This is a genomic window from Vibrio sp. 704 (assembly GCF_033339295.1).
On sequence record NZ_JAWOUH010000003.1, the window covers coordinates 208,331 to 232,556 of the forward strand.

At 44.7% G+C, this 24,226-nt stretch carries 24 protein-coding genes; 10 read left to right on the plus strand and 14 right to left on the minus strand.

Annotation, left to right across the window (positions count from 1 at the left end; all coding sequences use genetic code 11):
• Window positions 1-2: 2 nt before the first annotated feature.
• Window positions 3-497, minus strand: a complete 495-nt coding sequence (locus tag R7R24_RS06985; RefSeq protein WP_005378156.1) for a peptidylprolyl isomerase — start codon at window positions 495-497, stop codon at window positions 3-5.
• 202 nt (window positions 498-699) lie between these two features.
• Here R7R24_RS06985 and cysS point away from each other — a divergent pair, with 202 nt between their 5' ends.
• Both cysS and R7R24_RS06995 read left to right on the plus strand, forming a co-directional pair.
• Complete coding sequence (gene cysS, locus R7R24_RS06990) at window positions 700-2,082, plus strand: cysteine--tRNA ligase (RefSeq protein ID WP_005378155.1); 1,383 nt, start codon at window positions 700-702, stop codon at window positions 2,080-2,082.
• 87 nt (window positions 2,083-2,169) lie between these two features.
• Window positions 2,170-2,748 carry a thymidine kinase gene (locus tag R7R24_RS06995; protein ID WP_005378154.1) on the plus strand — a complete coding sequence of 193 codons (579 nt, stop codon included), beginning with the start codon at window positions 2,170-2,172 and terminating at the stop codon, window positions 2,746-2,748.
• 60 nt (window positions 2,749-2,808) lie between these two features.
• On the opposite strand, the gene R7R24_RS07000 is transcribed toward R7R24_RS06995, so the two are convergent.
• From R7R24_RS07000 to R7R24_RS07010, 3 genes are read right to left on the minus strand one after another with little or no spacing between them, the layout of a single operon-like run.
• Window positions 2,809-3,447: a YdcF family protein gene (locus tag R7R24_RS07000; protein ID WP_017821723.1), complete on the minus strand. Its 639-nt coding sequence runs from the start codon at window positions 3,445-3,447 to the stop codon at window positions 2,809-2,811.
• Entirely contained in the window at window positions 3,444-4,271 is an 828-nt protein-coding gene (locus R7R24_RS07005) for an NAD-dependent epimerase/dehydratase family protein (protein WP_054575137.1), read from the minus strand. The genes R7R24_RS07000 and R7R24_RS07005 overlap by 4 nt, the downstream gene beginning before the upstream one ends.
• 18 nt (window positions 4,272-4,289) lie before the next feature.
• Window positions 4,290-5,168, minus strand: coding sequence for a LysR family transcriptional regulator (locus R7R24_RS07010; protein WP_005378151.1), 879 nt, complete (start codon window positions 5,166-5,168; stop codon window positions 4,290-4,292).
• 89 nt (window positions 5,169-5,257) lie between these two features.
• Here R7R24_RS07010 and R7R24_RS07015 point away from each other — a divergent pair, with 89 nt between their 5' ends.
• Window positions 5,258-5,704 (plus strand): PACE efflux transporter, encoded by a 447-nt coding sequence (locus R7R24_RS07015; RefSeq protein WP_005378150.1) that lies wholly within the window; start codon window positions 5,258-5,260, stop codon window positions 5,702-5,704.
• Between the two features lie 43 nt (window positions 5,705-5,747).
• On the opposite strand, the gene R7R24_RS07020 is transcribed toward R7R24_RS07015, so the two are convergent.
• Window positions 5,748-5,981 carry a TIGR02647 family protein gene (locus R7R24_RS07020; RefSeq protein WP_005378148.1) on the minus strand — a complete coding sequence of 78 codons (234 nt, stop codon included), beginning with the start codon at window positions 5,979-5,981 and terminating at the stop codon, window positions 5,748-5,750.
• 299 nt (window positions 5,982-6,280) lie between these two features.
• On the opposite strand from R7R24_RS07020, the gene focA reads away from it, so the two are divergent.
• On the plus strand, window positions 6,281-7,141 hold the full coding sequence (focA, locus tag R7R24_RS07025) for a formate transporter FocA (RefSeq protein WP_054577945.1): 861 nt from the start codon (window positions 6,281-6,283) through the stop codon (window positions 7,139-7,141).
• Window positions 7,142-7,226: 85 nt separating this feature from the next.
• Here the strand turns inward: focA and R7R24_RS07030 are convergent, their stop codons facing one another.
• Together R7R24_RS07030 and R7R24_RS07035 are read right to left on the minus strand one after the other, a co-directional pair.
• Window positions 7,227-7,364, minus strand: a complete 138-nt coding sequence (locus R7R24_RS07030; RefSeq protein WP_005378145.1) for a hypothetical protein — start codon at window positions 7,362-7,364, stop codon at window positions 7,227-7,229.
• Between the two features lie 354 nt (window positions 7,365-7,718).
• Window positions 7,719-8,531 (minus strand): ABC transporter permease, encoded by an 813-nt coding sequence (locus R7R24_RS07035; RefSeq protein ID WP_017634681.1) that lies wholly within the window; start codon window positions 8,529-8,531, stop codon window positions 7,719-7,721.
• 462 nt (window positions 8,532-8,993) lie between these two features.
• Between R7R24_RS07035 and torE the strand changes: the two genes are divergently transcribed.
• The 4 genes from torE to R7R24_RS07055 all read left to right on the plus strand — a co-directional run bounded on the left by torE (window position 8,994) and on the right by R7R24_RS07055 (window position 14,835).
• A complete protein-coding gene (torE, locus tag R7R24_RS07040; RefSeq protein ID WP_005378141.1) occupies window positions 8,994-9,173 on the plus strand; it encodes a trimethylamine N-oxide reductase system protein TorE in 180 nt (59 codons plus the stop codon).
• 50 nt (window positions 9,174-9,223) lie between these two features.
• The gene (gene torC, locus R7R24_RS07045) at window positions 9,224-10,408 is read left to right on the plus strand and encodes a pentaheme c-type cytochrome TorC (RefSeq protein ID WP_005378139.1); all 1,185 of its coding nucleotides are present in this window, start codon (window positions 9,224-9,226) and stop codon (window positions 10,406-10,408) included.
• Window positions 10,409-10,434: 26 nt separating this feature from the next.
• Complete coding sequence (gene torA / locus R7R24_RS07050) at window positions 10,435-12,897, plus strand: trimethylamine-N-oxide reductase TorA (RefSeq protein WP_041156583.1); 2,463 nt, start codon at window positions 10,435-10,437, stop codon at window positions 12,895-12,897.
• A 198-nt stretch (window positions 12,898-13,095) separates the two neighbouring features.
• Window positions 13,096-14,835 (plus strand): glycoside hydrolase family 36 protein, encoded by a 1,740-nt coding sequence (locus R7R24_RS07055; protein WP_054577944.1) that lies wholly within the window; start codon window positions 13,096-13,098, stop codon window positions 14,833-14,835.
• A 78-nt stretch (window positions 14,836-14,913) separates the two neighbouring features.
• On the opposite strand, the gene R7R24_RS07060 is transcribed toward R7R24_RS07055, so the two are convergent.
• A complete protein-coding gene (locus R7R24_RS07060; RefSeq protein WP_017820871.1) occupies window positions 14,914-16,128 on the minus strand; it encodes a putative manganese transporter in 1,215 nt (404 codons plus the stop codon).
• 186 nt (window positions 16,129-16,314) lie between these two features.
• Between R7R24_RS07060 and R7R24_RS07065 the strand changes: the two genes are divergently transcribed.
• Both R7R24_RS07065 and R7R24_RS07070 read left to right on the plus strand, forming a co-directional pair.
• Complete coding sequence (locus tag R7R24_RS07065) at window positions 16,315-17,220, plus strand: manganese-dependent inorganic pyrophosphatase (RefSeq protein WP_017634678.1); 906 nt, start codon at window positions 16,315-16,317, stop codon at window positions 17,218-17,220.
• 68 nt (window positions 17,221-17,288) lie between these two features.
• Window positions 17,289-17,678 (plus strand): DUF2750 domain-containing protein, encoded by a 390-nt coding sequence (locus R7R24_RS07070; RefSeq protein WP_005378129.1) that lies wholly within the window; start codon window positions 17,289-17,291, stop codon window positions 17,676-17,678.
• An 82-nt stretch (window positions 17,679-17,760) separates the two neighbouring features.
• Here the strand turns inward: R7R24_RS07070 and R7R24_RS07075 are convergent, their stop codons facing one another.
• The 6 genes from R7R24_RS07075 to pspF all read right to left on the minus strand — a co-directional run bounded on the left by R7R24_RS07075 (window position 17,761) and on the right by pspF (window position 24,212).
• A complete protein-coding gene (locus tag R7R24_RS07075) occupies window positions 17,761-18,552 on the minus strand; it encodes an ATP-binding cassette domain-containing protein (RefSeq protein ID WP_005393308.1) in 792 nt (263 codons plus the stop codon).
• Entirely contained in the window at window positions 18,549-19,544 is a 996-nt protein-coding gene (locus R7R24_RS07080; protein ID WP_005378126.1) for an oligopeptide/dipeptide ABC transporter ATP-binding protein, read from the minus strand. The genes R7R24_RS07075 and R7R24_RS07080 overlap by 4 nt, the downstream gene beginning before the upstream one ends.
• Entirely contained in the window at window positions 19,544-20,431 is an 888-nt protein-coding gene (locus R7R24_RS07085) for an ABC transporter permease subunit (RefSeq protein ID WP_005378123.1), read from the minus strand. Before R7R24_RS07085 ends, R7R24_RS07080 begins: the two co-directional genes overlap by 1 nt.
• The gene (locus R7R24_RS07090; protein WP_005378122.1) at window positions 20,418-21,380 is read right to left on the minus strand and encodes an ABC transporter permease; all 963 of its coding nucleotides are present in this window, start codon (window positions 21,378-21,380) and stop codon (window positions 20,418-20,420) included. Before R7R24_RS07090 ends, R7R24_RS07085 begins: the two co-directional genes overlap by 14 nt.
• Window positions 21,380-22,999, minus strand: a complete 1,620-nt coding sequence (gene sapA / locus R7R24_RS07095) for an ABC transporter substrate-binding protein SapA (protein ID WP_033905101.1) — start codon at window positions 22,997-22,999, stop codon at window positions 21,380-21,382. The genes R7R24_RS07090 and sapA overlap by 1 nt, the downstream gene beginning before the upstream one ends.
• Before the next feature lie 205 nt (window positions 23,000-23,204).
• Window positions 23,205-24,212, minus strand: a complete 1,008-nt coding sequence (gene pspF / locus R7R24_RS07100) for a phage shock protein operon transcriptional activator (protein ID WP_017820869.1) — start codon at window positions 24,210-24,212, stop codon at window positions 23,205-23,207.
• Window positions 24,213-24,226 lie beyond the last annotated feature (14 nt).

Consider the following 24,226-nt stretch of genomic DNA (forward strand, 5'->3'; position numbering starts at 1 on the left):
AATTACTCTTCAATTGTTGTACCAGTGATTACTACGTCTTCTAGAGGTACGTCTTGGTGCATGCCGTAAGAACCAGTGCTAACGCCTTTGATCTTATTTACGATGTCCATGCCTTCGATTACTTCACCGAACACACAGTAACCCCAACCGTCTAGGCTTTCGCTACGGAAGTCTAGGAATGTGTTGTTGTTTACGTTGATGAAGAACTGAGAGCTTGCTGAATGCGGCTCCATAGTACGTGCCATAGCAAGTGTACCCACTTTGTTGCTTAGGCCGTTGTTTGCTTCGTTCTTGATAGGTGCACGAGTCGCTTTTTCACGTAGACCAGACTCCATACCACCACCTTGGATCATGAAGCCGTCAATAACACGGTGGAAAAGCGTGTTGTCGTAGAAACCGTCGCGGCAGTACTGAAGGAAGTTTGCGCTTGTCTCTGGCGCTTTCTCTTCGTTTAGTTGAATCTTGATGTCACCAAAATTAGTGTGAAGGGTGATCATGCTACTTTCCTTTACTGTGTTGTGTTGAGCCCGAGATTCTAGCCTAAGTTCTAGTGCTTTAAAAACTCAGGAAGAGGAAATTCTTCGTTTTGTGCTTGAAGTTTAGTCGATTATCGTTTTATCGGTTAATTGCTATTACCTAACTAGGTTGGAGTTGATATACTCATCTTCTTTTATTCATTCACAATCATAGATAGAGATCATGTTAAAGATATATAACACACTCACAAGACAGAAAGAGGAATTCAAACCAATTACAGCTGGCAAAGTCGGTATGTATGTCTGTGGAGTTACCATCTACGATCTCTGTCACATTGGTCACGGTCGTACTTTCGTCTCTTTTGACGTTGTATCACGTTACCTTCGCTACTTGGGCTATGATCTGACGTTTGTACGTAACATCACAGATATCGACGATAAGATCATCAAACGTGCCGCAGAAAATGGTGAGTCTTGCGATTCATTGACTGAGCGTTTGATTGGTGAAATGCACGCTGATTTTGATGCGCTGAACATGAAACGTCCGGACGTTGAACCTCGTGCGACACAGTTTATTGCTGAAATCATCGAATTGGTTGAGAAGCTAATCGAGCGCGGTTTTGCATACGTTGCAGATAACGGTGACGTAATGTTTGAAGTGGGTAAATTCAACGAATACGGCAAGCTTTCTAAGCAAGACCTTGATCAGCTTCAAGCTGGCGCGCGCGTTGATATCGAAACAGCAAAACGCAGCCCTCTAGACTTTGTACTTTGGAAGATGTCTAAGCCGGGTGAACCAACGTGGGAGTCACCATGGGGTCCAGGTCGTCCAGGTTGGCACATAGAGTGTTCAGCAATGAACTCTTCAATCCTAGGTAACCACTTCGACATTCACGGCGGCGGTTCTGACCTTCAGTTCCCACACCATGAAAATGAAATCGCGCAATCATGCTGTGCACACGATACACAATACGTGAACACATGGATGCACAGCGGCATGGTAATGGTAGACCGTGAGAAGATGTCTAAATCTCTAGGTAACTTCTTTACTATCCGTGACGTTCTTGGTCACTACGATGCTGAAACAGTGCGTTACTTCCTAATGTCTGGTCACTACCGTAGCCAGTTAAACTACAGCGAAGATAACCTAAACCAAGCACGTGCTTCGCTTGAGCGCCTGTACACATCTCTACGTGGTTTAGACCTAAACGCGGCGCCTGCTGGTGGTGAAGAATACGTATCTCGCTTCACTGCAGCGATGAATGATGACTTCAACACACCAGAAGCTTACTCAGTACTGTTCGACATGGCGAGAGAAGTTAACCGCCTGAAGACAGAAAACCTAGAGAAAGCGAGCGAACTCGGTGCGCTAATGCGTGAACTAGCTGACGTGATCGGTATTCTTCACCAAGATCCTGAAGCCTTCCTAAAAGGTGATGCGGGTAACGATGATGAAGTGGCTGAAATCGAAGCTCTGATCAAGTTGCGTAACGACTCTCGTGCTGCGAAAGATTGGGCGAATGCAGATATGGCTCGTGACAAGCTGACCGAAATGGGCATTGTTCTGGAAGATGGTCCAGAAGGCACAACGTGGCGTCGTAAGTAATTGAATTTTCATTTTTAAAGGGCTGATAATTCAGCCCTTTTATTTTCCATTTCCATAAATTAAAACTTTAACTTTAGGTAATGCTCTGTGGCTCAGATGTATTTCTATTACTCAGCAATGAATGCGGGTAAATCAACAACGCTTCTTCAATCCTCTTTCAACTACCAAGAACGCGGCATGACGCCAGTTATTTTTACGGCTGCGCTAGATGATCGTTTTGGTGTCGGTAAAGTGAGCTCTCGTATTGGTCTTCAATCTGACGCACATTTATTTCGTCAGGATACCAATTTGTATCAAGAGATCGCAGCTCTGAATGAGGTTGAAAAACGTCACTGTATTCTTGTTGATGAGTGTCAGTTCTTGTCGAAAGAACAAGTTTATCAACTTACTGAAGTTGTTGATAAGTTGCATATTCCAGTATTGTGTTACGGCCTTCGCACCGATTTTCTAGGCGAACTTTTTGAAGGCAGTAAGTATCTATTATCTTGGGCAGACAAGCTGGTTGAGCTCAAAACAATCTGCCATTGTGGCCGCAAAGCGAATATGGTTATTCGTACCGATGAACACGGCGTGGCAATTAAAGAAGGCGATCAAGTTGCGATCGGCGGTAACGATAAGTATGTCTCCGTATGCCGCCAACATTACAAAGAAGCACTCGGTAAATAAGCCGTATTGATACAGAAAAGCCACCGAACTTGGTGGCTTTTTGTTGTCGGTTAGAAAAAATTAGACTAAGTCAAAACCAAACCGCTCGAGTAAAACCTGGTAAGAAGATTCGACTTGCTGAGGGATGTTCTGCTCGGTTTGAAATCCTTTCTCTGGATAGCTTTTTACGCGAGAGAAATCTTCCATTAGTGCTTCTAGCACCATCATTAATGGCATGTCTTCATTAATGTATTCAAAAAATGGAAGAGCCGCAGAGCTTACTTGGAGCTGAGTGTAGGGTGACTGCCACTGTTTTTCAAATGTCGCGATTGCTCTACGCTCCATAAACGGTTTTTGTACCAGAATAAACGAGGAACATTGTTTTCCTTCCTCTTTTAATCGTTGCTCAGTAAAGCGGACGTTTTCTCCGCTGTTTGTGGATTTAGTCTCGAGCAAAATTGCTTTGCTTGGAACGCCCGACAACTTTGCAATCTCGGCAAAGGTTTCTGCTTCGCTTTTTTCAAACAGTCCATCTGTGAAGCGACCTTCACCCCCTGAAAATACAATCAAAGGTGCCAACTTTTGGTGGTAGAGCTTGGCAGCGTGCTCCGCTACACGCACATCATTACTGCACATCACAAACAAACAGTCCGCAGGCTTCAGTTCATGTTTAAGTTGCATGTAATCCCAAAGCGTTTCTATATGTCTATAGAGTCTCATAGCGCATCCAAAGTTGAATTGAAGTGAAATCGATAACCAAGTGAGAGTAGTTTGTCAGCAAGAATACGCTTGTCAGCTTGCTCTGTGACGGGTGGAAGAGGTATCTCACTTCCGATTTTGTTTATGGCAGCTTGGTAGAACTCAGCCTTGCTGACAGTATGAGGTGTCGTAACGTTAATGACTTGGTTGCTTAAGTTGCCTAAGGCAAATTTCACAGCCGAGACAGCATCATCTTGATGAAGCATATTAGCTGGTGCTTTACGACTAACTTGTTGAAGCCTTGCTGCAAAGCGAGATGGGTGTCTATCTGGCCCGATTAATCCGCTACAACGTAGAATAACAAAGCTAATATTCGAGTCGATAACATGCTGCTCTGCTTGAAGCATAATACGTGCATTGTCAGAGAAATAATGGCTTTCGGCTGCTAAAGAGAGTGACGCGTCAGCTTCTTCCATATCGGAAGCAAGGTTAGGGTAAACCGTGGTAGAGCTGATCATGAGAAGTTTTTCAACGTTGTTTTGCTTAGCTGCGTTGGCAAGTATTTGCCATTGCTGGGCATATTCTTGACCGCGTCCTTTACGAAATCCTGGAGGAAAAGCGCCGATAACGTGCGTAATTTGATGCTGTTTGAGCAGCTCATCTAGCCGTGCTGTGGCGTTCAATTGATTGAAATCGAACAATGCGGAGTGAGTTAATGAGGTGGGTAACTCTTTTAATCGAGTTTGGCTACGACGAGTGACGACAACATAGTGTCCATCTTTCATCAATGTTTCTGCTAGCGGAGTTCCGAGCCAGCCTGCACCTACGATCAATGTATTTGCCATTTGGGTCTTCCTACTTACTTATGTCTGCCCGAATAGGTTGAGCAGTTCTGCTTTAGCTTGTTGATGGAGGGGATCTGAATGCCATTTCTGGTGCTGAATAAGGTCAACATTGACTTGCCAAGCCAGTTTTGTGAAATCATCCCCAACCTTTTTTAATGTATTAGGTGAATACGCGACTAAATGCTGTGGTAGAAAGCACCAACCAAACCCTTTATTCGCCAATTCCAACAAAATATAGTAGTTATCAGCGTACCAGATATCTGGGCTAAATGCTTGATTGAGACCACATGGCTCTGCACTTTTGGATCGTATGACCAATTGACGATGTTGTTTTAGTTGATCAATGTGAGTGATTTGCTGCTTTGCTAAAGGATGTGTTGAAGAGACATAGACATCAAATGCAATATTGCCAAGATTGGTGAAATCGATGTGCCTTGGCATTTGTAAATCACTCAAAATAATCCCAGTCGTGGCGCGTTCCGACTTAACCAATTCAATGATATCAGGGCTTGATGCCGTTAAGCATTCAACTTGTAAGTGTGGAAAGCGTTGCTCTAACTTCTTTAGCACATCCGGCAAGCGAGTCAGAGGAATCCCTTCATCAATAGCTAAGACTAATTTGTTCGTTGGCGTGGAAAAGAGCTGCGATGCCCTATTGTTTAGGCGGTCGAGTTGGCTGATTGTTGCTTGTGCATAAGGTACGAGCGCGAGGCCATTCTCAGTTAATTTAGGGTACCTGCCTGATCGATCAAAAAGCTCAACGCCACAGTCGATCTCCATATTCATGATGTGCTGGCTCACTACAGATTGAGCTCGCCCCAGTTTTCTAGCTGCTCCTGAAAATGATCCTGCTTCTGATGTAGCAATAAAAGCTTGCAGTTGTTCGATGGTAAACATATCGCTTAAACCGATGGTATCTAACTTTTGGTTATCTAAATAATAGATAAAATTCTAAGCATTGAGTAGAACTATTTGGACAGAGAAATATGACTCGTAACGAACGAATTTTTCATGCAGTACTTTTTGAGTTAATCGCACTCGCGATTATTGTACCAGCGGCTTCATTGATCACTGGAAAGGGCTCTAGTGATCTTGCGTTGGTTGGGGTCGGGTTGAGCATGTATACCGTGATATGGAACTACATCTACAACTTGTACTTTGATAAGTGGTTTGGTGGCAATCGAGCTGAGCGAAGTTTAGCGATGCGGCTTGGACACACTGTTGGTTTCGAGGGAGGATTGATCTTTATCTCTCTACCTGTGATTGCCTGGTTCTTAGAAATTACGCTTCTTCAAGCTCTGATGCTGGAAGCCGGCTTCCTCGTTTTCTTCCTATTTTATGCTACTGGTTTTAACTGGTTGTATGACAAGGTTCAACCATTTAGCAAAATGAAAAAGCGATTATTGCCGCAGGCATCGACAGGAAAAATATAGGACTAAAAAACGCCACCGAGTTCGGTGGCGTTTTTTGTTCAAATTACACAGACAAAACTCTTAAAATCTTATCTGCATGTTCTGCAACTTCAATGCCTTCGTCTGTTAGATAACCACCGTCAGGCTGTGTACAAAGTTGCTTCTCATATAGACGAGCAACGGCTGCCTGCATTTCTTCTGACGCGTCTGTATGAACTTTAATACCAGTTGCAGCACTACTTAGGTCGAACTGAAGAAGTAGATTCAATTCGGCGATATGTTCAGCTGAATATTTCATAAATGATTCCTTTGCGCTTTTTTTACCAAGCTAGTCTGAAAAGTAGCGTTGGGCAACATTCAACGACAAGAAGTGTTAAGTATGGCGCTATCAGGCTGATATAACGCAGGATCTTTGTTCGAAAGGCCGAATACTTGTTAAGTATCAATGATACTTACGGTAGCGAATGATAGGCGCTATTTATTGCTTGATCTCCCAATAACAACGATTTTAGTAAACACGCCAAATAGCACTTGAAAAAATAGGGAAATAGAGCGATTATCCGCGCCTCTTTAAATGTTTCTAAATGTTACACCAGAATGAACTTTAATCAGTTTGACTCACTATTACCGCCACAAGCTGCGGAACGCGCGGCTGAAGTGGGGGTAGGCAAAGCAACGAAAGCTCCAATCAAATCTTTTCTGCTCGCCATTTCTGCGGGGCTTCATATTGGTATTGCTTTCATCTTCTATACCACAGTAACGACAGGCGCAGGCGAGCTGCCTTGGGGCATTACACGACTCATTGGTGGTCTGGCATTTAGCCTTGGTTTGATTTTGGTGGTGGTTACTGGCGGCGAGCTTTTCACTAGCTCTGTGCTAACACTAGTTGCGCGTGCGAGTGGAAAAATCTCTTGGCAAGCACTTATCAAAAACTGGTTGGTGGTTTACTTTGGCAATATGGTTGGGGCCATTTTGCTCGTGGCCTGTATGCTAGTTACCAAGCAATATATGTTTGATCATGGCCAAGTTGGTCTTAACGCGATGGCGATCTCCCAACACAAATTACATCATGGTTTCTTTGCTGCTGTTGCGCTTGGCATTATGTGTAACGTATTAGTTTGTATTGCAGTTTGGATGACGTTTAGTGGGCGAACATTGACAGATAAAATAGCGGTCATGATTTTGCCTGTGGCTATGTTCGTGTCGGCAGGTTTTGAGCACTGTATTGCGAATATGTTCCAAGTTCCTATGGCGATTGGTATTAAGTACTTTGCGCCAGAAGCGTTTTGGCAAATGACAGGGGTAGATATTGCAAACTACGCGGACTTAAACATGATGGGGTTCATCGTAAACAACCTAATTCCTGTTACGATAGGAAACATTATTGGTGGTGGCGTATTTGTTGGCATGTGGTATTGGATGATTTATCTACGCGATGAAGATAACCATTTGCGATAAGTTTAGAAGATCACAAGAAAGGCGAACCAGATGGTTCGCCTTTCTTTTTATTTGTCTCTGCAAATGCCAAATAAGTCGAGTCATGCTAAATCAACTCTTCGTTGATGCCAAAATCGGTTGGGAGCCAATGAGAAGTTACTTCCTTTGGTTCTTGAACTAGCCAATCCAGAGGTGCATCGGACAGGAGTTCATCGTAATTTTCTTTGATCATTAAGACATCCATGTACGTCTCTCCAAGTTTGTGGTCACTGCCTTTACTTTAAAATTAGAACATGTCAGTCACGTGATCAATGCATGACGATTCGATTGATCACTTATGTTGCTATGTTTCTGGTTGCGTATAGGTTTTGGGGGCTTATCCACATTTTCTGTGGATAACCTGTATCAAAGGTCGTGCGTATCTAAACTTGCAAAGAAAATTTCATAAAATTAGAGGCTTATATCAAAAAGAATTCTGCCTGACTTTTCATCTGAAAGCGTCTTGATGAGTGCTCGAAGAATAGTTGAGTTATTCAGTTATAAGTACGTTCGACTTGGCACCATAAGTTGTTTAACGGGCTTTACCCACAAGCGCCAACTAACCGTGAGTTTTGGTCGATTCGGGTTGCTCGATTTTTATCTTGATTCGGCCTTCTTTGGTTTGTACCCAGCGCAATGTCATTTCTAACGTTATGGTTACGGAGGCACTCAACATGACGAAAATAGCCAGCATAATTACTAACTGGTATTTAATCGCAACCATCGGGCTCGCGCCACCTAGAATTTGACCGGTCATCATACCCGGTAAGGTAACCAGTCCTGTAGTGGCCATAGAAGCTAAAGTCGGGGCAAGGGACTTTCTAAGAGCCTCTTGAATGAAGGGGAAGGATGCGTAGCGAGGAGAGGCTCCAAGTGAGATTGCAGCCTCATATTCTGCTTGTCTCTGCTCAAAAGCCGTAAACAAATTCTGAAGAGCGATGATATTACTACTCAAGCTGTTACCCAATAACATACCAGCAAGTGGGATCATGTACTGCGCATTGTAAATAGGGGATGGTTGCACTAAGCCTGCTGTAATTGCTATCAGAAGTGGTATTAGACCACAGGTAAGGCCCGTTAGTAGCGGAAGCATAAGTGGCTTTTTAGGTAAGTGAGCTTTTCCCGCAATTGAGCTGGCACCAATCAGTAGCATGATGGCAAGCCAAAGTATATTGACAAGTAAGCTGTTTAATTGAAAAAGATATTCTAAATACACGCCAATCAATATGAGCTGAAGTGTCATTCGGATAACACTGATTATGGTGTCTTTTGCTATCCCTAATTTGTAGCGGGCATTGATAAAGAAGGGGACCAATAAAATCAAACCAAACAGTGCCAGTTTGACCCAGCTTATATCCACCACGTTATCCATAATCGCTCCTTGAAAATACGCGAATAATTGTATCTAAGCCTCCCCTTTATATGAACCACTATGTGCACTTTTTGCTGTTCTTAAAGTAAACCTTGAGTGCTATTTTAGACATTAATACGCAGCATTCTGTTTACAAGTGGGTATCTTTTTCGGAGTTTTTAAGTCGATTTATGGCATGGTAATTACGATTTAAATGTGATCGATGTTACTTAAATGTTGGTTATTTAACAACTCCTTAAAAGACTTATTTTGTCACATCTGTTCATGTTTTTTAATAAATAACATCAATCCATCATATCTCTGGATGAGCTCAAAAAAGTGTTGAATTACAAGGTCTGAGGTCGCTTATTTGATTGAACCCTACTATTAGTATGGTCTAACATTTTCCATTAGAGATTGTAAAAAACTTAAGCTTGGTTACGCGGGCTTTTCAATAACACTAGATACAAAATAGGCAAATGTATGAGTGATGTTAATAAAATTGAGAGTGGTGAAAAACGCTCCCTGGAGTGGAAGTCGTTCCTCTTCATTGCAGTTGTTCTCTTCCCAATTCTGAGTGTGGCCTTTGTTGGCGGCTACGGGTTCATCGTTTGGATGTTGCAAGTCTTCTTCTTTGGACCTCCAGGCGCGCACGGCATGTAAGCCAGTGAGCTCATAACCACACTTTTGAAAAGATTTTAAGAGAGCAAATAATGAAATCATTAATCATTAAACTGTGGCGTACCATGACGCGCCCAGCTGTACATATCAGCCTAGGTGTGCTGACTATGGGCGGCTTTATTGCTGGTGTTATCTTTTGGGGTGGCTTTAACACCGCTCTAGAAGCAACCAACACAGAAGAATTCTGTATTAGTTGTCACACAATGCGTGACAACGTGTACGTTGAGCTACAAGAAACGGTGCACTGGAAAAACCACTCTGGTGTTCGTGCTACCTGTCCTGATTGTCACGTTCCACATAACTGGACAGATAAGATCGCTCGTAAGATGCAAGCTTCTAAAGAAGTATTTGCACAAGTATTTGGCAACTACGACGAACCGGGTGTGTTCGAAGAGCGTCGTATCGAACTTGCTAAACACGAATGGGATCGTTTCTCGGCAAACAAATCTCTGGAGTGTAAAAACTGTCACAACTACGAATCGATGGATTTCGAGCAAATGTCTCCTACGGCTCGTATCCAAATGAAGCAAGCCGCTGAGAAAGATCAAAGCTGTGTTGACTGTCACAAGGGTATTGCGCACAACCTACCAGCAGGCATGGACAGCATTGGCGGTATCGTGGGTGATCTAGAGGGTATGACTTCTAACACGGATTACGGCGTTGGTCAGCAACTCGTGAGCGTTCGTCACCTACCAATTTACTTTGATGCGCAAGGCAGTAAAGAAGCTGGTCTTCTTAATCCTGCATCGACCGTTAAAGTTCTTGAAGACAAAGGCGAGTTTGTTGAGATCGAAATTGACGGTTGGCGCAAAGCAAAAGGTTTTGGTCGTGTAATTCAAGAAGACTTCGGTAAGAACATTGCGACTGCGTCTCTGATGAAAGAAGCAGCAACAGACAGCAACATTGTGACGACTGGTGAGAAAAAAGTGGATGAGTTAACAGGCCTTCCTTGGGAAAAAGTAGCGGCGAAAGTATGGATTAAGAAAGAGTCTATGCTGAACGACATCAATCCTGTTTGGGAAAAATCTCGTGAAGCCTACAAGACCAATTGTTCTGTATGTCACACTCAACCTGCGGAAGCGCACTTCGACGCGAACACCTGGCCAGGTATGTTCGACGGTATGTTGGCGTTCGTTAACCTAGATACAGACAGTGAAGCACTGATCTTGAAGTATCTACAGAAACACTCTTCAGATTATGCTGAAGGTCACCACTAATAAGCGTCGGATTGGAGTAATTTTAAATGGCTATTACACGAAGAAGTTTTCTTAAAGGTGTAGCAACCACAAGTGCAGCGTCAGTAATTGGTCCTAGCTTATTGGCGTCCGCCTCTGCAAATGCCGTTGAGACGACAGGTACTTGGAAAGTAACCGGTTCTCACTGGGGCGCGTTCCGCGCCCACATCTACGCGGGTAAAGTTCAAGAGATCAAGCCGCTAGAGCTAGACAAAAACCCAACAGAAATGTTGAACGGCATCAAGGGTATTATCTACAGCCCTTCACGTGTGCGTTACCCAATGGTTCGTCTAGATTGGTTGAAGAAACACAAATACAGCGCGGATACTCGTGGTAACAACCGTTTCATCCGAGTAACTTGGGATGAAGCGCTAGATTTGTTTTATCGCGAACTAGAACGTATTCAAAAAGACTACGGCCCATGGGCGCTGCATGCAGGTCAAACAGGTTGGAACCAAACGGGTTCATTTAACAACTGTACCGCGCACATGCAACGTGCAGTAGGTATGCACGGCAACTTCATCACTAAAGTAGGTGACTACTCGACGGGTGCAGGTCAAACCATTATGCCTTACGTACTTGGTTCAACCGAAGTTTACGCACAAGGTACGTCTTGGTCTGAAATCCTAGAGAACTCTGACAACATCGTTCTCTGGGCTAACGACCCAGTGAAAAACCTTCAAGTAGGTTGGAACTGTGAAACGCATGAGTCGTTCAAGTACCTAGCACAACTAAAAGAAAAAGTAGCGAAAGGTGAGATCAACGTTCTATCTGTAGACCCAGTGAAGAACAAGACTCAGCGCTACTTAGAGAACGATCACTTGTACATCAACCCGCTGACAGACGTAGCATTCATGCTTGCTGTGGCGCACGTGCTGTACAACGAAGATTTGTACGATAAGAAGTTCATTGATACTTACTGTCTAGGCTTTGAAGAGTTCATTCAATACGTTCAAGGTAAGACAAAAGATAAAGTAGAGAAAACACCAGAGTGGGCTGCGGCTATCTGTGGCGTGAAAGCGGACAAGATTCGCGAATTCGCGCGTATGCTAGTAAGTGGTCGTACACAGATCCTGATGGGTTGGTGTATCCAGCGTCAAGAGCACGGTGAGCAGCCATACTGGGCAGCGGCTGTGGTTGCTGCAATGGTTGGTCAAATCGGTCTACCTGGCGGTGGTATCTCTTACGGTCACCACTACTCAAGTATCGGTGTACCTTCAACTGGTTTCGCGGGCCCTGGTGGTTTCCCTCGCAACCTTGACCAAGGTATGAAGCCGAAGTGGGACAACAACGACTTTAACGGTTACAGCCGTACTATCCCAGTTGCACGTTGGATCGACTGTCTGCTTGAGCCAGGCAAAGAGATCAACTACAACGGCGGTAAAGTGAAACTGCCAGACTTCAAGATGATGGTGATCTCGGGTTGTAACCCATGGCACCACCATCAAGATCGTAACCGCATGAAGAAAGCGTTCCGCAAACTTCAAACGGTTGTAACGATCGAGTTTGCTTGGACTGCAACATGTCGTTTCTCGGATATCGTTCTACCTGCGTGTACGCAATGGGAACGTAACGACATCGACGTATACGGTTCCTACTCGAACAAAGGTCTGATTGCGATGCATCGTCTCGTCGATCCATTGTTCCAATCTAAGCCTGATTTCCAAATCATGAGTGAACTCACTCAGCGTTTTGGTCGCCGCGAAGAATACACTCGTGGTATGAGCGAGATGGAATGGATCGAAAGCCTTTACAACGATTGTAAGAAAGCGAACGAAGGTAAGTTTGAAATGCCAGAATTCAACGAGTTCTGGGAGAAGAGCGTACTAGACTTCGGTGAAGGTAAACCTTGGGTTCGTCATGCGGACTTCCGTAAAGACCCTGAGCTTAACCCACTAGGTACGCCATCTGGTTTCATCGAGATCACGTCTCGTAAGATCGGCCGTTACGGCTACGAACACTGTCAAGAACACCCAATGTGGTTCGAAAAATCAGAGCGTTCACACGGTGGCCCTGGTTCAGATAAATACCCATTCTGGTTGCAGTCTTGTCACCCTGATAAGCGTCTGCACTCTCAGATGTGTGAGTCTGAAGAGTTCCGCGCGACTTACGCGGTACAAGGTCGTGAGCCGGTTTACATCAACCCAGCTGATGCGAAAGCGAAAGGCATCAAAGACGGTGACTTAGTGCGCGTATTCAACGGTCGTGGTCAGCTGTTAGCTGGTGCTGTTTTGACTGACAGCTACCCACGTGGCGTTATTCGTATCGAAGAAGGTGCATGGTACGGTCCTCTAAACGAGAAAGAAGGCGCAATCTGTACCTACGGTGATCCTAACACGCTAACGCAAGACATCGGTTCTTCTGAGCTTGCACAGGCGACTTCTGCGAACACATGTATCGTAGACTTCGAGAAGTTCACAGGTAAAGTGCCGCCAGTCACTTCATTTGGTGGTCCGATCGAAGTTGCTTAATTAGTGCAGTTTGCATAAATCGAAATACCAGCCACAGAGCTGGTATTTTTTTATCAAAATTTCAGTGAGCGTTGTCTCAATAGTAACTTCATAACGTTAAACGAGACTGGTATTCGTGATGATGGTAACGAATTGGGTAAGACAAGCAGGAGATAATGCGCCAAGCTAAACAATAATAATTAAGTGAGTAGACTCTTTATGGCTCAGAGCATTCAATTGGCAAATCACACTGAGATCACTGTGAATAACAATGACTTCCAAGTTGAAGTCGAGGGTAATCAATTACATTTTTCTTTTGCTGGTCTTCACAATAAAACCTTTACCGACCGTGAAGTGTTGCTCGAAATGCCGTTTTTGTACGAGCACGAGGCCAACGTAATTGGGGATGGTTTTCAAATGTTGGCGCAAACGGCGGGAACGATCAATCACCCCGTTGATATTGGTCGCTGCCCAGACAATAATCCTTCTTATCGAATCTACCCTAAAGATGCCCCTAAGCGTTATTACAACTATTTAGTAGTGGAAGGTTCAGCGGGCTACACATTATTTGGCTTCACATCATGTCATCGCTTTGCAGGCTATTTTGATGTTGTGCTGCGTGATGGGCATTGGGTTTTATCAGCCGCAATTGATGGTGAGTTGACTCAAGTGGCGGATTGGGAAAGTAATCAACTTGAATCCGTGGCGGTACTCTGTGGTCAATCGCTGTCCGAGCTTTATCAAACCTATGGCGAGATGATTGCAGAGCATCATCCTGTTCGCCAAGGTGTGACACAAGATGCGCCTGTTGGTTGGTGTTCGTGGTACGCGTACTACGCAGACGTGACAGAGCAAAACATCATGCAGAACGTAGATTGTATGAAAGATAAGCTCGAAGACCTAGAGTGGGTACTTCTGGATGATGGCTATCAAGCCTTTATGGGCGATTGGTTAACCCCATCAGATAAGTTTTCTGGTGGCGTAAAAGAGCTCATTCATAATATCCGTGCAAAAGGAAAAAAGCCGGCAATTTGGATGGCGCCTTTCATTGCACAGCCTGAGTCGGAGATCTTCAAACAGCATCCAGATTGGTTTGTGCGTCACAAGGATGGTGGCTTACTTAAAGCAGAAGATGTCACATACGGTGGTTGGCGATGCACGCCTTGGTACATACTCGATACCTCAAACCCAGAAGTACAAGACCATCTGACGAATGTAGTCTCTGTCATGAGACAAGAGTGGGGCGTTGAGTTGTTCAAGCTAGACGCGAACTATTGGGGCACCTTAAAAGGTGTTCGTAAACAATCTGGTATTACAGGCGTTGAGGCGTATCGCTTAGGAATGGAAGCGATTGCCAAAGGCGCTGGTGATGCGTGGCTTTTAGGTTGCAACGCGCCAATGTGGCCATCTCTGGGGCTTGTGGATGCAATGCGTGTTTCTGACGATGTAGAGCGTCATAGTCGTCGATTCGAACAGATAGCCAAAGAAACCTTTTACCGTAGTTGGCAGCATCGAAAATTGTGGCAAATTGACCCGGATTGCGCCACGTTCACTTCATTAGCTAATCAATCTGCATCCAGAGAAGAGTATGAATTTCATCGCACGGTGTTATTAGCGAGTGGTGGTTTGCTGCTGTCTGGTGACCCGCTCCCTGAGATTACGCCGTTTGCTAAGAAGACACTGTCTAAGCTCATGTTACGTCAACAACGTAACCAGCAATCTGCAAAGTTTACCGCTTTGAGTTTAAATCACGCGTTTTTAAAACTAACGACGAAGAATGACCTCCATTGTTTGTTTAATTATGCGAGTTACGGAGCGATGGAATTTACGCTGACGTCTGATCAACCGGTGGACTGGTATGATTACTGGACAGGGGAAAAGCTAAACCAAGAACCTTGCCAGTTGTTAATGGTGAGCGTGGATAAAGGGCTCAATGCGAAAGCGATCGTTACAGCATAAAACGTGAAGTAAATCGCCTAATACCAAGATCAAGAAAGGAGCCTATTGCGGCTCCTTTCTCGTTTGATGCTCTGAGCGTTAGAACTCGAATAAAAAGTAATACCCGTATCCAACAATAAACGCAGGAATGGACGAGTAAATAGTCGCGACCAAAGCAGCTTTCGGTGCCATTGCAATAGCGGGGAATAGGGCGTCACCATCGTTAGAAATCGCATTGGCCAGTTGCGCAGAAAGTGGCGCTGCACCAGAAATGTATAGGCTAGTGACTAAAATTTGCGGTCCACAACCAGGCAACATACCAATGGCTAGGCCAGCTAATGGCATCCAAATTCCCCAATGAGAAAAGGTTTCTACAAGGTCGAGTCCAGAAAAATAGGTCGTCAGTTCAAACGCCAGAAACGCCACGATCACCCAAGCACTGACGAAATTCGTATCTTGTGCTGCTTTTTGAATCGGGTGTGAGTCCACGATTTTTTCATCTTCAGAGACCGTTGACTGATAATCGCCGAGCTCTTTTGTCATAGCCCACAACGACATTGTGATCACCGCGAAGATAGCGCCTAGCCATTCAATGGTATTGGCCTGCAAAGACAACAGCTGATTAATATCGATTTGGAAAGACATTAACACAGCAACGACACTAGCAGGCACAATAAGCCATTTCCAAAATGCGCCTTGTAGATTGATTGCACGTTGTTCAAGGGGTGTGTGTCGGTCTGTCTGGTGTTGGCAACAAGCATGTGTCTGAGGTGCTTCTTTTGGTTCTGGTCGCAGAAAGTTATCAGCATGAAAAGCATTAACGACTAACCCTGAAAGAGTACCCACGATAATGCCTAATCCAACCACGCCTAATCCAACACTTGGTTTGGCGGCCAGAAGTAAAAAGGCAGCGTCACCCATTGTTGAAGTAAGTACCGCGACAATCGCCCCAAATCCTACTCGGCCACTAATAAATTGCGTTGTCACAACAATAGCGCCACCACAGCCAGGCAAAGCACCCAACAAAGAAGCAAAGAAAACCTGATGATTACGCGAGCGATGATATAGCTCGGTAATTCGATTGGTTTTCGACATAAAGTTTGAAAGATAATGATAAATAGCCAATGTGGCAGCAACATAGCATGACACCGCCCAGAATGAGTCGGATAGCGTCTGTACGGCTACGTCACGTGTATTTTCATTGCCTAGCAAAATGAGCATGACGATAGGGATCAGCAATCGCTTATAAGCTAAACGAAACTGAGTAGGCTGAAACAACTGTTGTGCAGAGTGTAATAATTGGGTCGCGTTCATCGTTTACTCAAATGCAAATAGGAATAATTATCATTATATGTAAATGAGATTTATTCGCAATAGCATTGTGAACTTTTCTTCGTGTCAAACTCTCTGAAATCAGGTAAAGTATCGGCCTTTGTGAGCAAACACGCCCTAATTAACTGTATTAGGCGGCGTATAAAATTGACTTGAATAGGAAGAAACATGATTCTAGTTGTAGGTCATAAGAACCCAGACAGCGACAGTATTTGTAGTGCACTCGTTGCAACTGAACTTCTAAAAGCGCGTGGCGTTGAAGCTATGCCAATTCGCCAAGGCGAAATCAACCGTGAAACTCAGCACATCCTAGAAGTTGCTGGCGCTGAAGTTCCTGAGCTTCGCACATCAGTTGCGGGTGAGACCGTTTGGCTAGTAGATTACTCAGATCTAGCACAAGCACCAGACGATATCGCAGAAGCTGAAATTGCGGGTATTGTTGACCACCACCGTCTAGGTGACGTGATGACAGTAAACCCAATGGAAGCATGGATCTGGCCTGTTGGTTGTACCAACACTGTTCTATTCAACATGTTCAAGATTGAAGGTCACGCGATTACTCCACAAATTGCTAAGCTAATGATGTCAGCAATTCTATCTGACACAGTAGGTTTTGCTTCTCCAACTTGTACACAAAAAGACAAAGATGCCGTTGCTGAACTAGCGGCAATCGCAGACGTACAAGATGTTGACGCGTTCACTAAAGATCTTCTAATTGCTAAAACAAACATCGAAGGTCTATCAGCGGCTGAGCTTGTTGAGAAAGACCTTAAAGGTTACCCATTCAACGGTCGTGACGTAGTGGTTGGTCAGGTTGAACTTGCAACTCTTGAGCAAGTTGACGGTATGATCGAAGCACTAGAAGCAGACCTAGAATCTCGTTGTGAGAAAGATAACCTAGCGTTCGCTGCTGTAATGCTAACAGACATCACGACTGCTCAAACTCGTCTTCTATACAAAGGTGAGTGGGCTGAGAAGCTTGTTAAGCACGAAAAAGACGGCATGCTAATGATGGAAAACACGCTAAGCCGTAAGAAGCAAGGTTGGCCTTGGCTTCAAACTGAGCTAGCTTAATTTTCTAGCATATACTTTAAATGCCCGCCTAGCTGCGGGCATTTTTCTATGGGAAATAGGAGACGAATATGTCTGAGCAACTGACCCAAGAGCAGATGGATACCATTAATCGCTACAACGAAGAGCAACGTTTAAAGTACTGCGTAAAAGAGATTGTGGCGAATCGTAAGGTTTGGATTCTGAAAGACGAACATGGCTGTGTCATGTTAAATACAGAAGATGATGATTGTGTACCAGTATGGCCAAACGAAGAATTTGCTTTGCAATGGGCGAATGGTGATTGGGAAGATTGCGAGCCTGAGGCGATCTCTTTAAACAAGTGGCACAGCCGTTGGACCTCTGGTCTAGAGGATGACGAGCTATCGATTGTTGTATTCCCAAATCAAAATGAAGAAGGGGTCGTATTGTTTCCTGACGAGTTTGATTTTGAACTGCGCAAACAAGCGAGCCGCCGTTAGTTTTTTGATTAGTACCCATGCAATAAAGAAGCCTGCGTTAAAGCAGGCTTCTTTACATTTGCACGATTACATCTTTGATAAGCTATTTTGTTTGATGGCTTGGCGCTTTATAAAAGTGGCTTTCGACTAGTCGTTGAGTAATAGGATGCTCGGGATGAGTCAATACTTGGTTGGTCTCGCCAAACTCGACCACTTCACCTTCATGCATCACCATCACTTTATCAGTAATATGCTTAACAATGCCAATATGCTGAGACACGTACACAAATGACAATCCCATCTCTTCTTGCAACTCGAGGAATAAGTTAATGATCTGCGAGCGCATTGCCATATCCAAACCGTTTAACGCCTCATCAGCGACAATGATGGAAGGTTGAAGAATAAGTGCACGAGCCAAACACACGCGCTGTTTTTGACCGGCAGCTAGCATTTGTGGATAAAAATAGGCGTGCTCAGGCAGCAATCCTACGCGGAGCAGGGTGTTCTTTACACGCTGCATGCGCGCATCTGGCGGCATGTTGGTATTTCGCTTTAGCGGACCTTCTAAAATACGACCAATCTGGATTCGTGGGTTTAACGATGTGTTTGGATCTTGGAAAATCATGCGGATGAGCTTGCAGCGTGTCGCGTAATCTTTGTGCTCCAATCGTTCGCCATTCACACGGATCTCTCCGGAGCTTGGTTCAACAACGCCAGCAAGCATACGAGCTAGTGTGGATTTTCCTGACCCGTTTTGACCAATAAAACCAATAGTTTGTCCTGGCTCTAAAGTAAAGCTTACCGGTTTAACTGCCTCATTAACCTGACGTTTGAACAGACGGGAGCGCGTAACAAATTGCTTCGATAAATTATCGACTTCAAGTAACGCACTCATGACTTTTTCTCCGTGTTCAATGGAAAGTGGCAGTTAAATTTATGATTCTTAATTCGTCTGGTGTGTGGAATTTCTACACATTGTTTCTGCGCATATGGGCAACGTGGTCCGAGGCGACAACCGATAGGCAGATGCTGCAATGGCGGAATCGAGCCCGGTAGGGATTGGAGTTTTTGCTTGTGTGGTACCCAATCATTAAAGTCAGGCATCGCTTTAAGCAAGGCATCGGTGTACGGGTGCTTGGGTGCCGCAATGATTTTACTGGTATCGGCAGACTCCACCGACTGACCACAATACATTACCGTAATACGTCCTGCCCACTGTGTTATGGTCGCTAAGTCGTGGCCGATAAGCAGAATGGTTGTGTTATTAAGTTGGTTCATGCGGCTCAACAGACGCAAAATTTGCGATTGGGTAATCGGGTCTAAGTCGTTGGTTGGTTCATCTGCTATCAGCAATTTAGGTTTGGTCGCAATCGCCATGGCAATCATGACCTTTTGACACTCACCATCAGTCAGTTCATAAGGGTAGCTACCCATTAAACGCTTGTGATCTTTAATACCCACTTTATGCAAAAGCGCGATGGCCTGTTTTTTACGCCATTTAAATCGCTCCCACCATTTCCCTTCAAATGCGCGAGATGGAATGGATTCAATCAATTGACGCCCGACTTCCTCTGAAGGGTCAAGACAAGTTGAAGGCTCTTGGAAAATCATCGCAATATCACGAGCAATGACGCGCCGACGCTCTTTTGGCGTAAGCTGAAGCAAGTCAATATTGCCAAGGCGCATACGGTCAGCGGTGATGCGCCAGTTATCTTTACTCACACCGACAATCGCTTTTGCAACTAAGCTTTTTCCAGAGCCAGACTCACCTACAAGACCACGAATTTCGCCTTCGTTCAAAGTTAGGCTCATTCGGTCAACGGCTTTGACCAACCCTTGAGGTGTTTCGATCTCAATGGTCAAATGTCGAATATCTAACAACGGCATTATTCGATCCCCGCATTAAGCGCTTGACGTACACCTTCACCTACTAAGTTTAGGGTAATAACAGTAAACATGATGGTCAGGCCGGGTAGGGTCACTGTCCAAGGTGCAATATAAATAAGCTCGACAGAGTCACCTAATATTGCTCCCCACTCGGTGCTTGGGGCCTGTGCACCTAGGCCAAGAAAACCCAGTGCCGTAATATCTAAAATCGCAGCAGACAGCGCGAGTGTTATTTCAGCGGCAATGACCGTCAGAATGTTAGGAAGAATTGAACTCCACAGTAAGTAGAAATCATTAGCGCCATCAAGGCGTGCCGCCATTATGTAGTCTTTTTCAACTTCGGTGTGGACTGCGATATAAACAGAGCGAATAAAACGCGGAATCAAAGCCAAGCAGATTGCGAGTAAAATATTGAACCCACCAAAGCCTAGAAATGCCACAAAAATGATTGCTAATAAGAGCGACGGGATCGACATGACGGTATCGAGCAAGTGGTTGAGAGTACTCGACAGTAAGCCTTTCGTCATACCTGCCAATACGCCAATTAAACAGCCTACAACGGCAGCAATTGCGGTGATGGCGACAGCAGCGCCAAATGTCAGCTGAGAGCCCATAATCAGGCGCGAAAGAATATCTCTACCTAAGTCATCGGTCCCCAAAAAGTAATCAACCGTTCCTGCTGGGGCCCATGATGGCGGCACAAGCAACTCACCTGACTGTGCTTGGGCGTCAAATGGTGCAAGTAGGGGGGCAAAAATGGTAATAAGGACGATAAACACCAAGCACCACAAGCCAAACATGGCTAGTCCGTTGGCGCGGTAGCTTCGCCAAAAACGCTCAAACTGTGTTGGAATACGCTCTTCCTGATAAACGTTATTTGTTAGCATACCATTCCTTTCGAACTAAAGGGTTAATCATCGCGCCAATCAAATCCGAGAGTATGTTAGCGGTAAGAACCAAAGTCGCAAGTACCATCACGCCAGCTTGGATAGATGCATAGTCTTGGCTTGCTAGCGCATCTAAAAGCCAACGACCAATACCTGGCCAGTTAAAAATAGACTCCGTGATGATAGCTAAGGTAATCATACTCGAAAGTTGAACACCAACTTTGGGAATGATAGGCGGTATCGCATTCCGCAATACATGTTGAGTTACGATTTCGCGGTTAGAAAGACCTTTGATTCTCGCTGCACGGATGTAGTTTTGGCTCATCACTTCCGCTACCGAGGAACGCATTAGTCCGACAACCTGGGTGGTTGGAGCCAAAGCGAGCACCAAACATGGCAGCACCATATGCTCAATAACGCTTTGCAGTGCATGAGCGCGGTATTCGCCTTTCGCCATGAATGCGTCGATAATGGCAAACCCGGTTACATGATCAATTTCGTAAAGTAAATCATACCGTCCCGCAACGGGAAAGAGTTGGTATTCCAATGAAAAGACCATGATAAGTAACAGAGCAACCCAAAAGATTGGGGCGGAATAACCAGACATTGACATGAATGAAATGCTGGTATCGAGCCATTTACCTTGCTTCATCCCAGCCACGGTTCCAAGTGGAATGCCGATCAAAAGGGACACCAAAAAGGCAAAGAAACACAATTCCAAAGTGGCTGGGAATACAACGGCGAGCTCGTCGTAAATCGCATTGCCGTTTTTACTTATGCCAAAATCGAGTTGAGAAAGGTTGATCAAGTAAGTTTGCCAGCCAGACCAAAAATCAACGTTTGCCCAGTGCGAGAGAGGGTCAAGGCGCAGCAGAGAAAAACCCACTAATGTAAGGATCATCAAAGTGATGATAAATAGGTTAAAGCGTCGAACGGTATACCAAAACATCAGTGAATTCTCTCAACTCTATCAAACGGTTGGGCATTGAAAGGGCTTGATTTGAAGCCTGTCAGCGATTTGTCGTGCACACGGAACTGCACGCCATGCGCCAGAGGAATAACCGGGAACTCTTGATTCAAAATGTTCTGTGCTTGGCGATATAGGTTCAAACGGTAACGCGGTTCTTGAGTTTCTAAAGCCAAATCGAGCAAGAAATCGAAGTCATCGTTACACCACATGGACACGTTAAGGCCAACGCGGTCAGACTCGCAAGATAATAAAGGGCGGAAAAAGTTGTCAGGATCCCCGGTATCACCAATCCAACCAGTTAAAAGTAAATCGATATCGTTGATGTTCTCCAAATCCACACGTTCAAACCTATCATCGGTAAGTAGCGTTAATTTAACCCCAATATCGGCAAAATTCGCTTGGATTAGCTCTGCGGTCTTGCGAGGGCTTGGGTTAAAAGCACGTGGTTCAAGTGGTACCCACATGGTCAATTCTAGGCCGTCTTCGTAGCCTGCATCTCGAAGTAGTGCCAATGCATAATTCCGGTCATAACGAATTTTTACGCTGTCTTTTTGATAAGCCCATGAATTAGGTGGTAGCAAGGTATAAGCTTGGGAGCCAGTTCCGTAGTAAACCGAATCTAAAATATTTTGACGGTTGATCGCTAAGTTAAGAGCTTGGCGAACTCGAGCATCACTCAGCGCGGTGGTTTCTGTGTTTATCGCAATAAAGGAAACGTTGTTAGCTGGTGTAGCCGTCAGCTCAAGGTTGTCATTTTCTTGAATGACAGGTATTTGGCTCGAAATAGGTGAAGAGAGTACGTCACACTCGTTTCTTAAAAGTTTAGCTAATGTACCCGTCCCTCTGTGAGAGATATCGAACACCACTTGTTCCATTTTTGCTGGTGACTTCCAGTAATTTGAATGACGCTCTAATCGAATCAAGTCGTTCACTTGGTACTCTTTTAATTGATAAGGGCCGGTACCGATAGGAAGTTGGTCGATTTCTTCTTTATGATCTTTTGCTGCCAATTGCTGTCCATACTCCGCAGACAAGATAACCGCATGGCTGGTGGCAATATTGGCCAAGAAAGAAAAGTTTGGCTGAGATAACGTAAACCTTACCGTATACTCATCTATTGCAACCACGTCTTGGAGTAGGTTTTGAAAATCTAACCCTGCAAACCATGGATAAAAACCACCACCTACTTGGTGAAAAGGATGGTCTACATCGATGATTCGCTTGAAGCTAAATACCACATCTTTTGCATTCAATGGGCGAGTGGGTGTGAACCAAGGTGTGGTTTGGAATTTAACACCACGTTTAAGCTTAAACGTGTATTCCGTCCCTGATTCATTTACTGACCAACTCTCGGCGATGCTTGCCACGGGCTGATGTGATTTAGGATCGAGCGTGAGCAGCGTATCGTACAGCTGCGGGCTCAGAGCCTCTGCGGTAATACCGCTATCAATAAGCTGAGGGTTAAACGTGGTCGGCTTACCTTGTCCGCAAAACACAAAGCCAGCTTTGCGAATATCATTGTGGTCAATTTCATCGCCACAAGCGGTCAGTAGGCTAATCCCAATAAGGCTCAGCGATAATCTTATAAAAGCATTCATAATATGAAATGTTCATTGGATCTTGCTCGTTTCGTTTGATCTTACTCTTTCAAAGCTAACAAGCGAAAATGATCTCGCTAATTTATCACCTTTGTGAACTCGCTCCAAACATAAAATCCATACACTGTAAGGTGTTATGCCATAAATGCATGCGAATTAGAGCGCAGTCACGAGCTCGTGTATTGATTGAGTACTCTCGGTCAAGTTAGCTTTGTCCGACCAAACCATATTTTCTAACCATCCCTCGTAATTGGTGATAGCTCAAGCCAAGTAGCTCGGCTGCTTGTCGTTGATTAAACTTGGCTTCTTCCAATGCACGATTGAGTAAATGGATATCTTGTTCCTCTTGCCATTGTTTATAGTCTAGAGGGAATTGGATGGTGTTGCTTGATGCTTCCTCTTCTTGTTGTTCTGCTTGTTTTGCACTATGGCCAAGCGCGCTGTGCCAAACCGTTTCAAAAGGATTGAAAACCAGTTCATCAATTGGGTGAGCATTCAGACCATGTTGGTAAATCGCACGTTCAATCACGTTTTTTAGTTCGCGGACGTTACCGGGCCATTCATATTCAATAAGCGACTGCTGCGCTTTTGGGGTAAAACCGACAAAGTATTCCAGTTGCAGTTCACGACACATTTTCATCGCGTAGTGCTCTGCTAAAGAGAGAATGTCTTCTTTGCGCTCGCGAAGAGGCGGTAACATAATGACATCGAAGGCTAGCCTGTCGAGCAGATCTGCACGAAAATCACCTTGCTCTGCCAATTTTGGTAGGTCGGCATTGGTTGCACAAACAAGTCGAACATCCGCATTGAGAGCGGTATGACCGCCAACTCGCTCATATTCACCATATTCGATGACGCGTAATAGCTTTTCTTGAACTAAAAGTGGTGCGGTCGCCAGCTCGTCAAGAAACAAAGTACCGCCCTCGGCACGCTCGAAACGCCCTTTATGCTTACCTTTAGAGCCTGTGAAGGAGCCGGATTCATGTCCAAACAATTCGGAATCTATTAGCCCTTCGCTTAATGTCGCACAGTTGAGTGATAGTAGTGGTTTATCCCAACGTCTTGATAAATAATGCAAACGCTGAGCGATGAGTTCTTTACCCGTACCTCGTTCACCAATGATGAGGACAGGGCGCTCAATGGGTGCAAGTTGTGATACTTTATCTAGTACAGCGAGAAAAGCAGGTGATTCACCAATCAGGTTTTGCTTCATAAAGTCCTTCTTAT

Coding starts and splice junctions, on each gene's coding strand:
- R7R24_RS06985 (WP_005378156.1), bottom strand. CDS start 497: ATGATCACCCTTCACACTAATTTTGGTGACATCAAGATTCAACTAAAC.
- cysS (WP_005378155.1), top strand. CDS start 700: ATGTTAAAGATATATAACACACTCACAAGACAGAAAGAGGAATTCAAA.
- R7R24_RS07000 (WP_017821723.1), bottom strand. CDS start 3,447: ATGAGACTCTATAGACATATAGAAACGCTTTGGGATTACATGCAACTT.
- R7R24_RS07005 (WP_054575137.1), bottom strand. CDS start 4,271: ATGGCAAATACATTGATCGTAGGTGCAGGCTGGCTCGGAACTCCGCTA.
- R7R24_RS07010 (WP_005378151.1), bottom strand. CDS start 5,168: ATGTTTACCATCGAACAACTGCAAGCTTTTATTGCTACATCAGAAGCA.
- R7R24_RS07015 (WP_005378150.1), top strand. CDS start 5,258: ATGACTCGTAACGAACGAATTTTTCATGCAGTACTTTTTGAGTTAATC.
- R7R24_RS07020 (WP_005378148.1), bottom strand. CDS start 5,981: ATGAAATATTCAGCTGAACATATCGCCGAATTGAATCTACTTCTTCAG.
- focA (WP_054577945.1), top strand. CDS start 6,281: ATGAACTTTAATCAGTTTGACTCACTATTACCGCCACAAGCTGCGGAA.
- R7R24_RS07030 (WP_005378145.1), bottom strand. CDS start 7,364: ATGGATGTCTTAATGATCAAAGAAAATTACGATGAACTCCTGTCCGAT.
- R7R24_RS07035 (WP_017634681.1), bottom strand. CDS start 8,531: ATGGATAACGTGGTGGATATAAGCTGGGTCAAACTGGCACTGTTTGGT.
- torE (WP_005378141.1), top strand. CDS start 8,994: ATGAGTGATGTTAATAAAATTGAGAGTGGTGAAAAACGCTCCCTGGAG.
- torC (WP_005378139.1), top strand. CDS start 9,224: ATGAAATCATTAATCATTAAACTGTGGCGTACCATGACGCGCCCAGCT.
- torA (WP_041156583.1), top strand. CDS start 10,435: ATGGCTATTACACGAAGAAGTTTTCTTAAAGGTGTAGCAACCACAAGT.
- R7R24_RS07055 (WP_054577944.1), top strand. CDS start 13,096: ATGGCTCAGAGCATTCAATTGGCAAATCACACTGAGATCACTGTGAAT.
- R7R24_RS07060 (WP_017820871.1), bottom strand. CDS start 16,128: ATGAACGCGACCCAATTATTACACTCTGCACAACAGTTGTTTCAGCCT.
- R7R24_RS07065 (WP_017634678.1), top strand. CDS start 16,315: ATGATTCTAGTTGTAGGTCATAAGAACCCAGACAGCGACAGTATTTGT.
- R7R24_RS07070 (WP_005378129.1), top strand. CDS start 17,289: ATGTCTGAGCAACTGACCCAAGAGCAGATGGATACCATTAATCGCTAC.
- R7R24_RS07075 (WP_005393308.1), bottom strand. CDS start 18,552: ATGAGTGCGTTACTTGAAGTCGATAATTTATCGAAGCAATTTGTTACG.
- R7R24_RS07080 (WP_005378126.1), bottom strand. CDS start 19,544: ATGCCGTTGTTAGATATTCGACATTTGACCATTGAGATCGAAACACCT.
- R7R24_RS07085 (WP_005378123.1), bottom strand. CDS start 20,431: ATGCTAACAAATAACGTTTATCAGGAAGAGCGTATTCCAACACAGTTT.
- R7R24_RS07090 (WP_005378122.1), bottom strand. CDS start 21,380: ATGTTTTGGTATACCGTTCGACGCTTTAACCTATTTATCATCACTTTG.
- sapA (WP_033905101.1), bottom strand. CDS start 22,999: ATGAATGCTTTTATAAGATTATCGCTGAGCCTTATTGGGATTAGCCTA.
- pspF (WP_017820869.1), bottom strand. CDS start 24,212: ATGAAGCAAAACCTGATTGGTGAATCACCTGCTTTTCTCGCTGTACTA.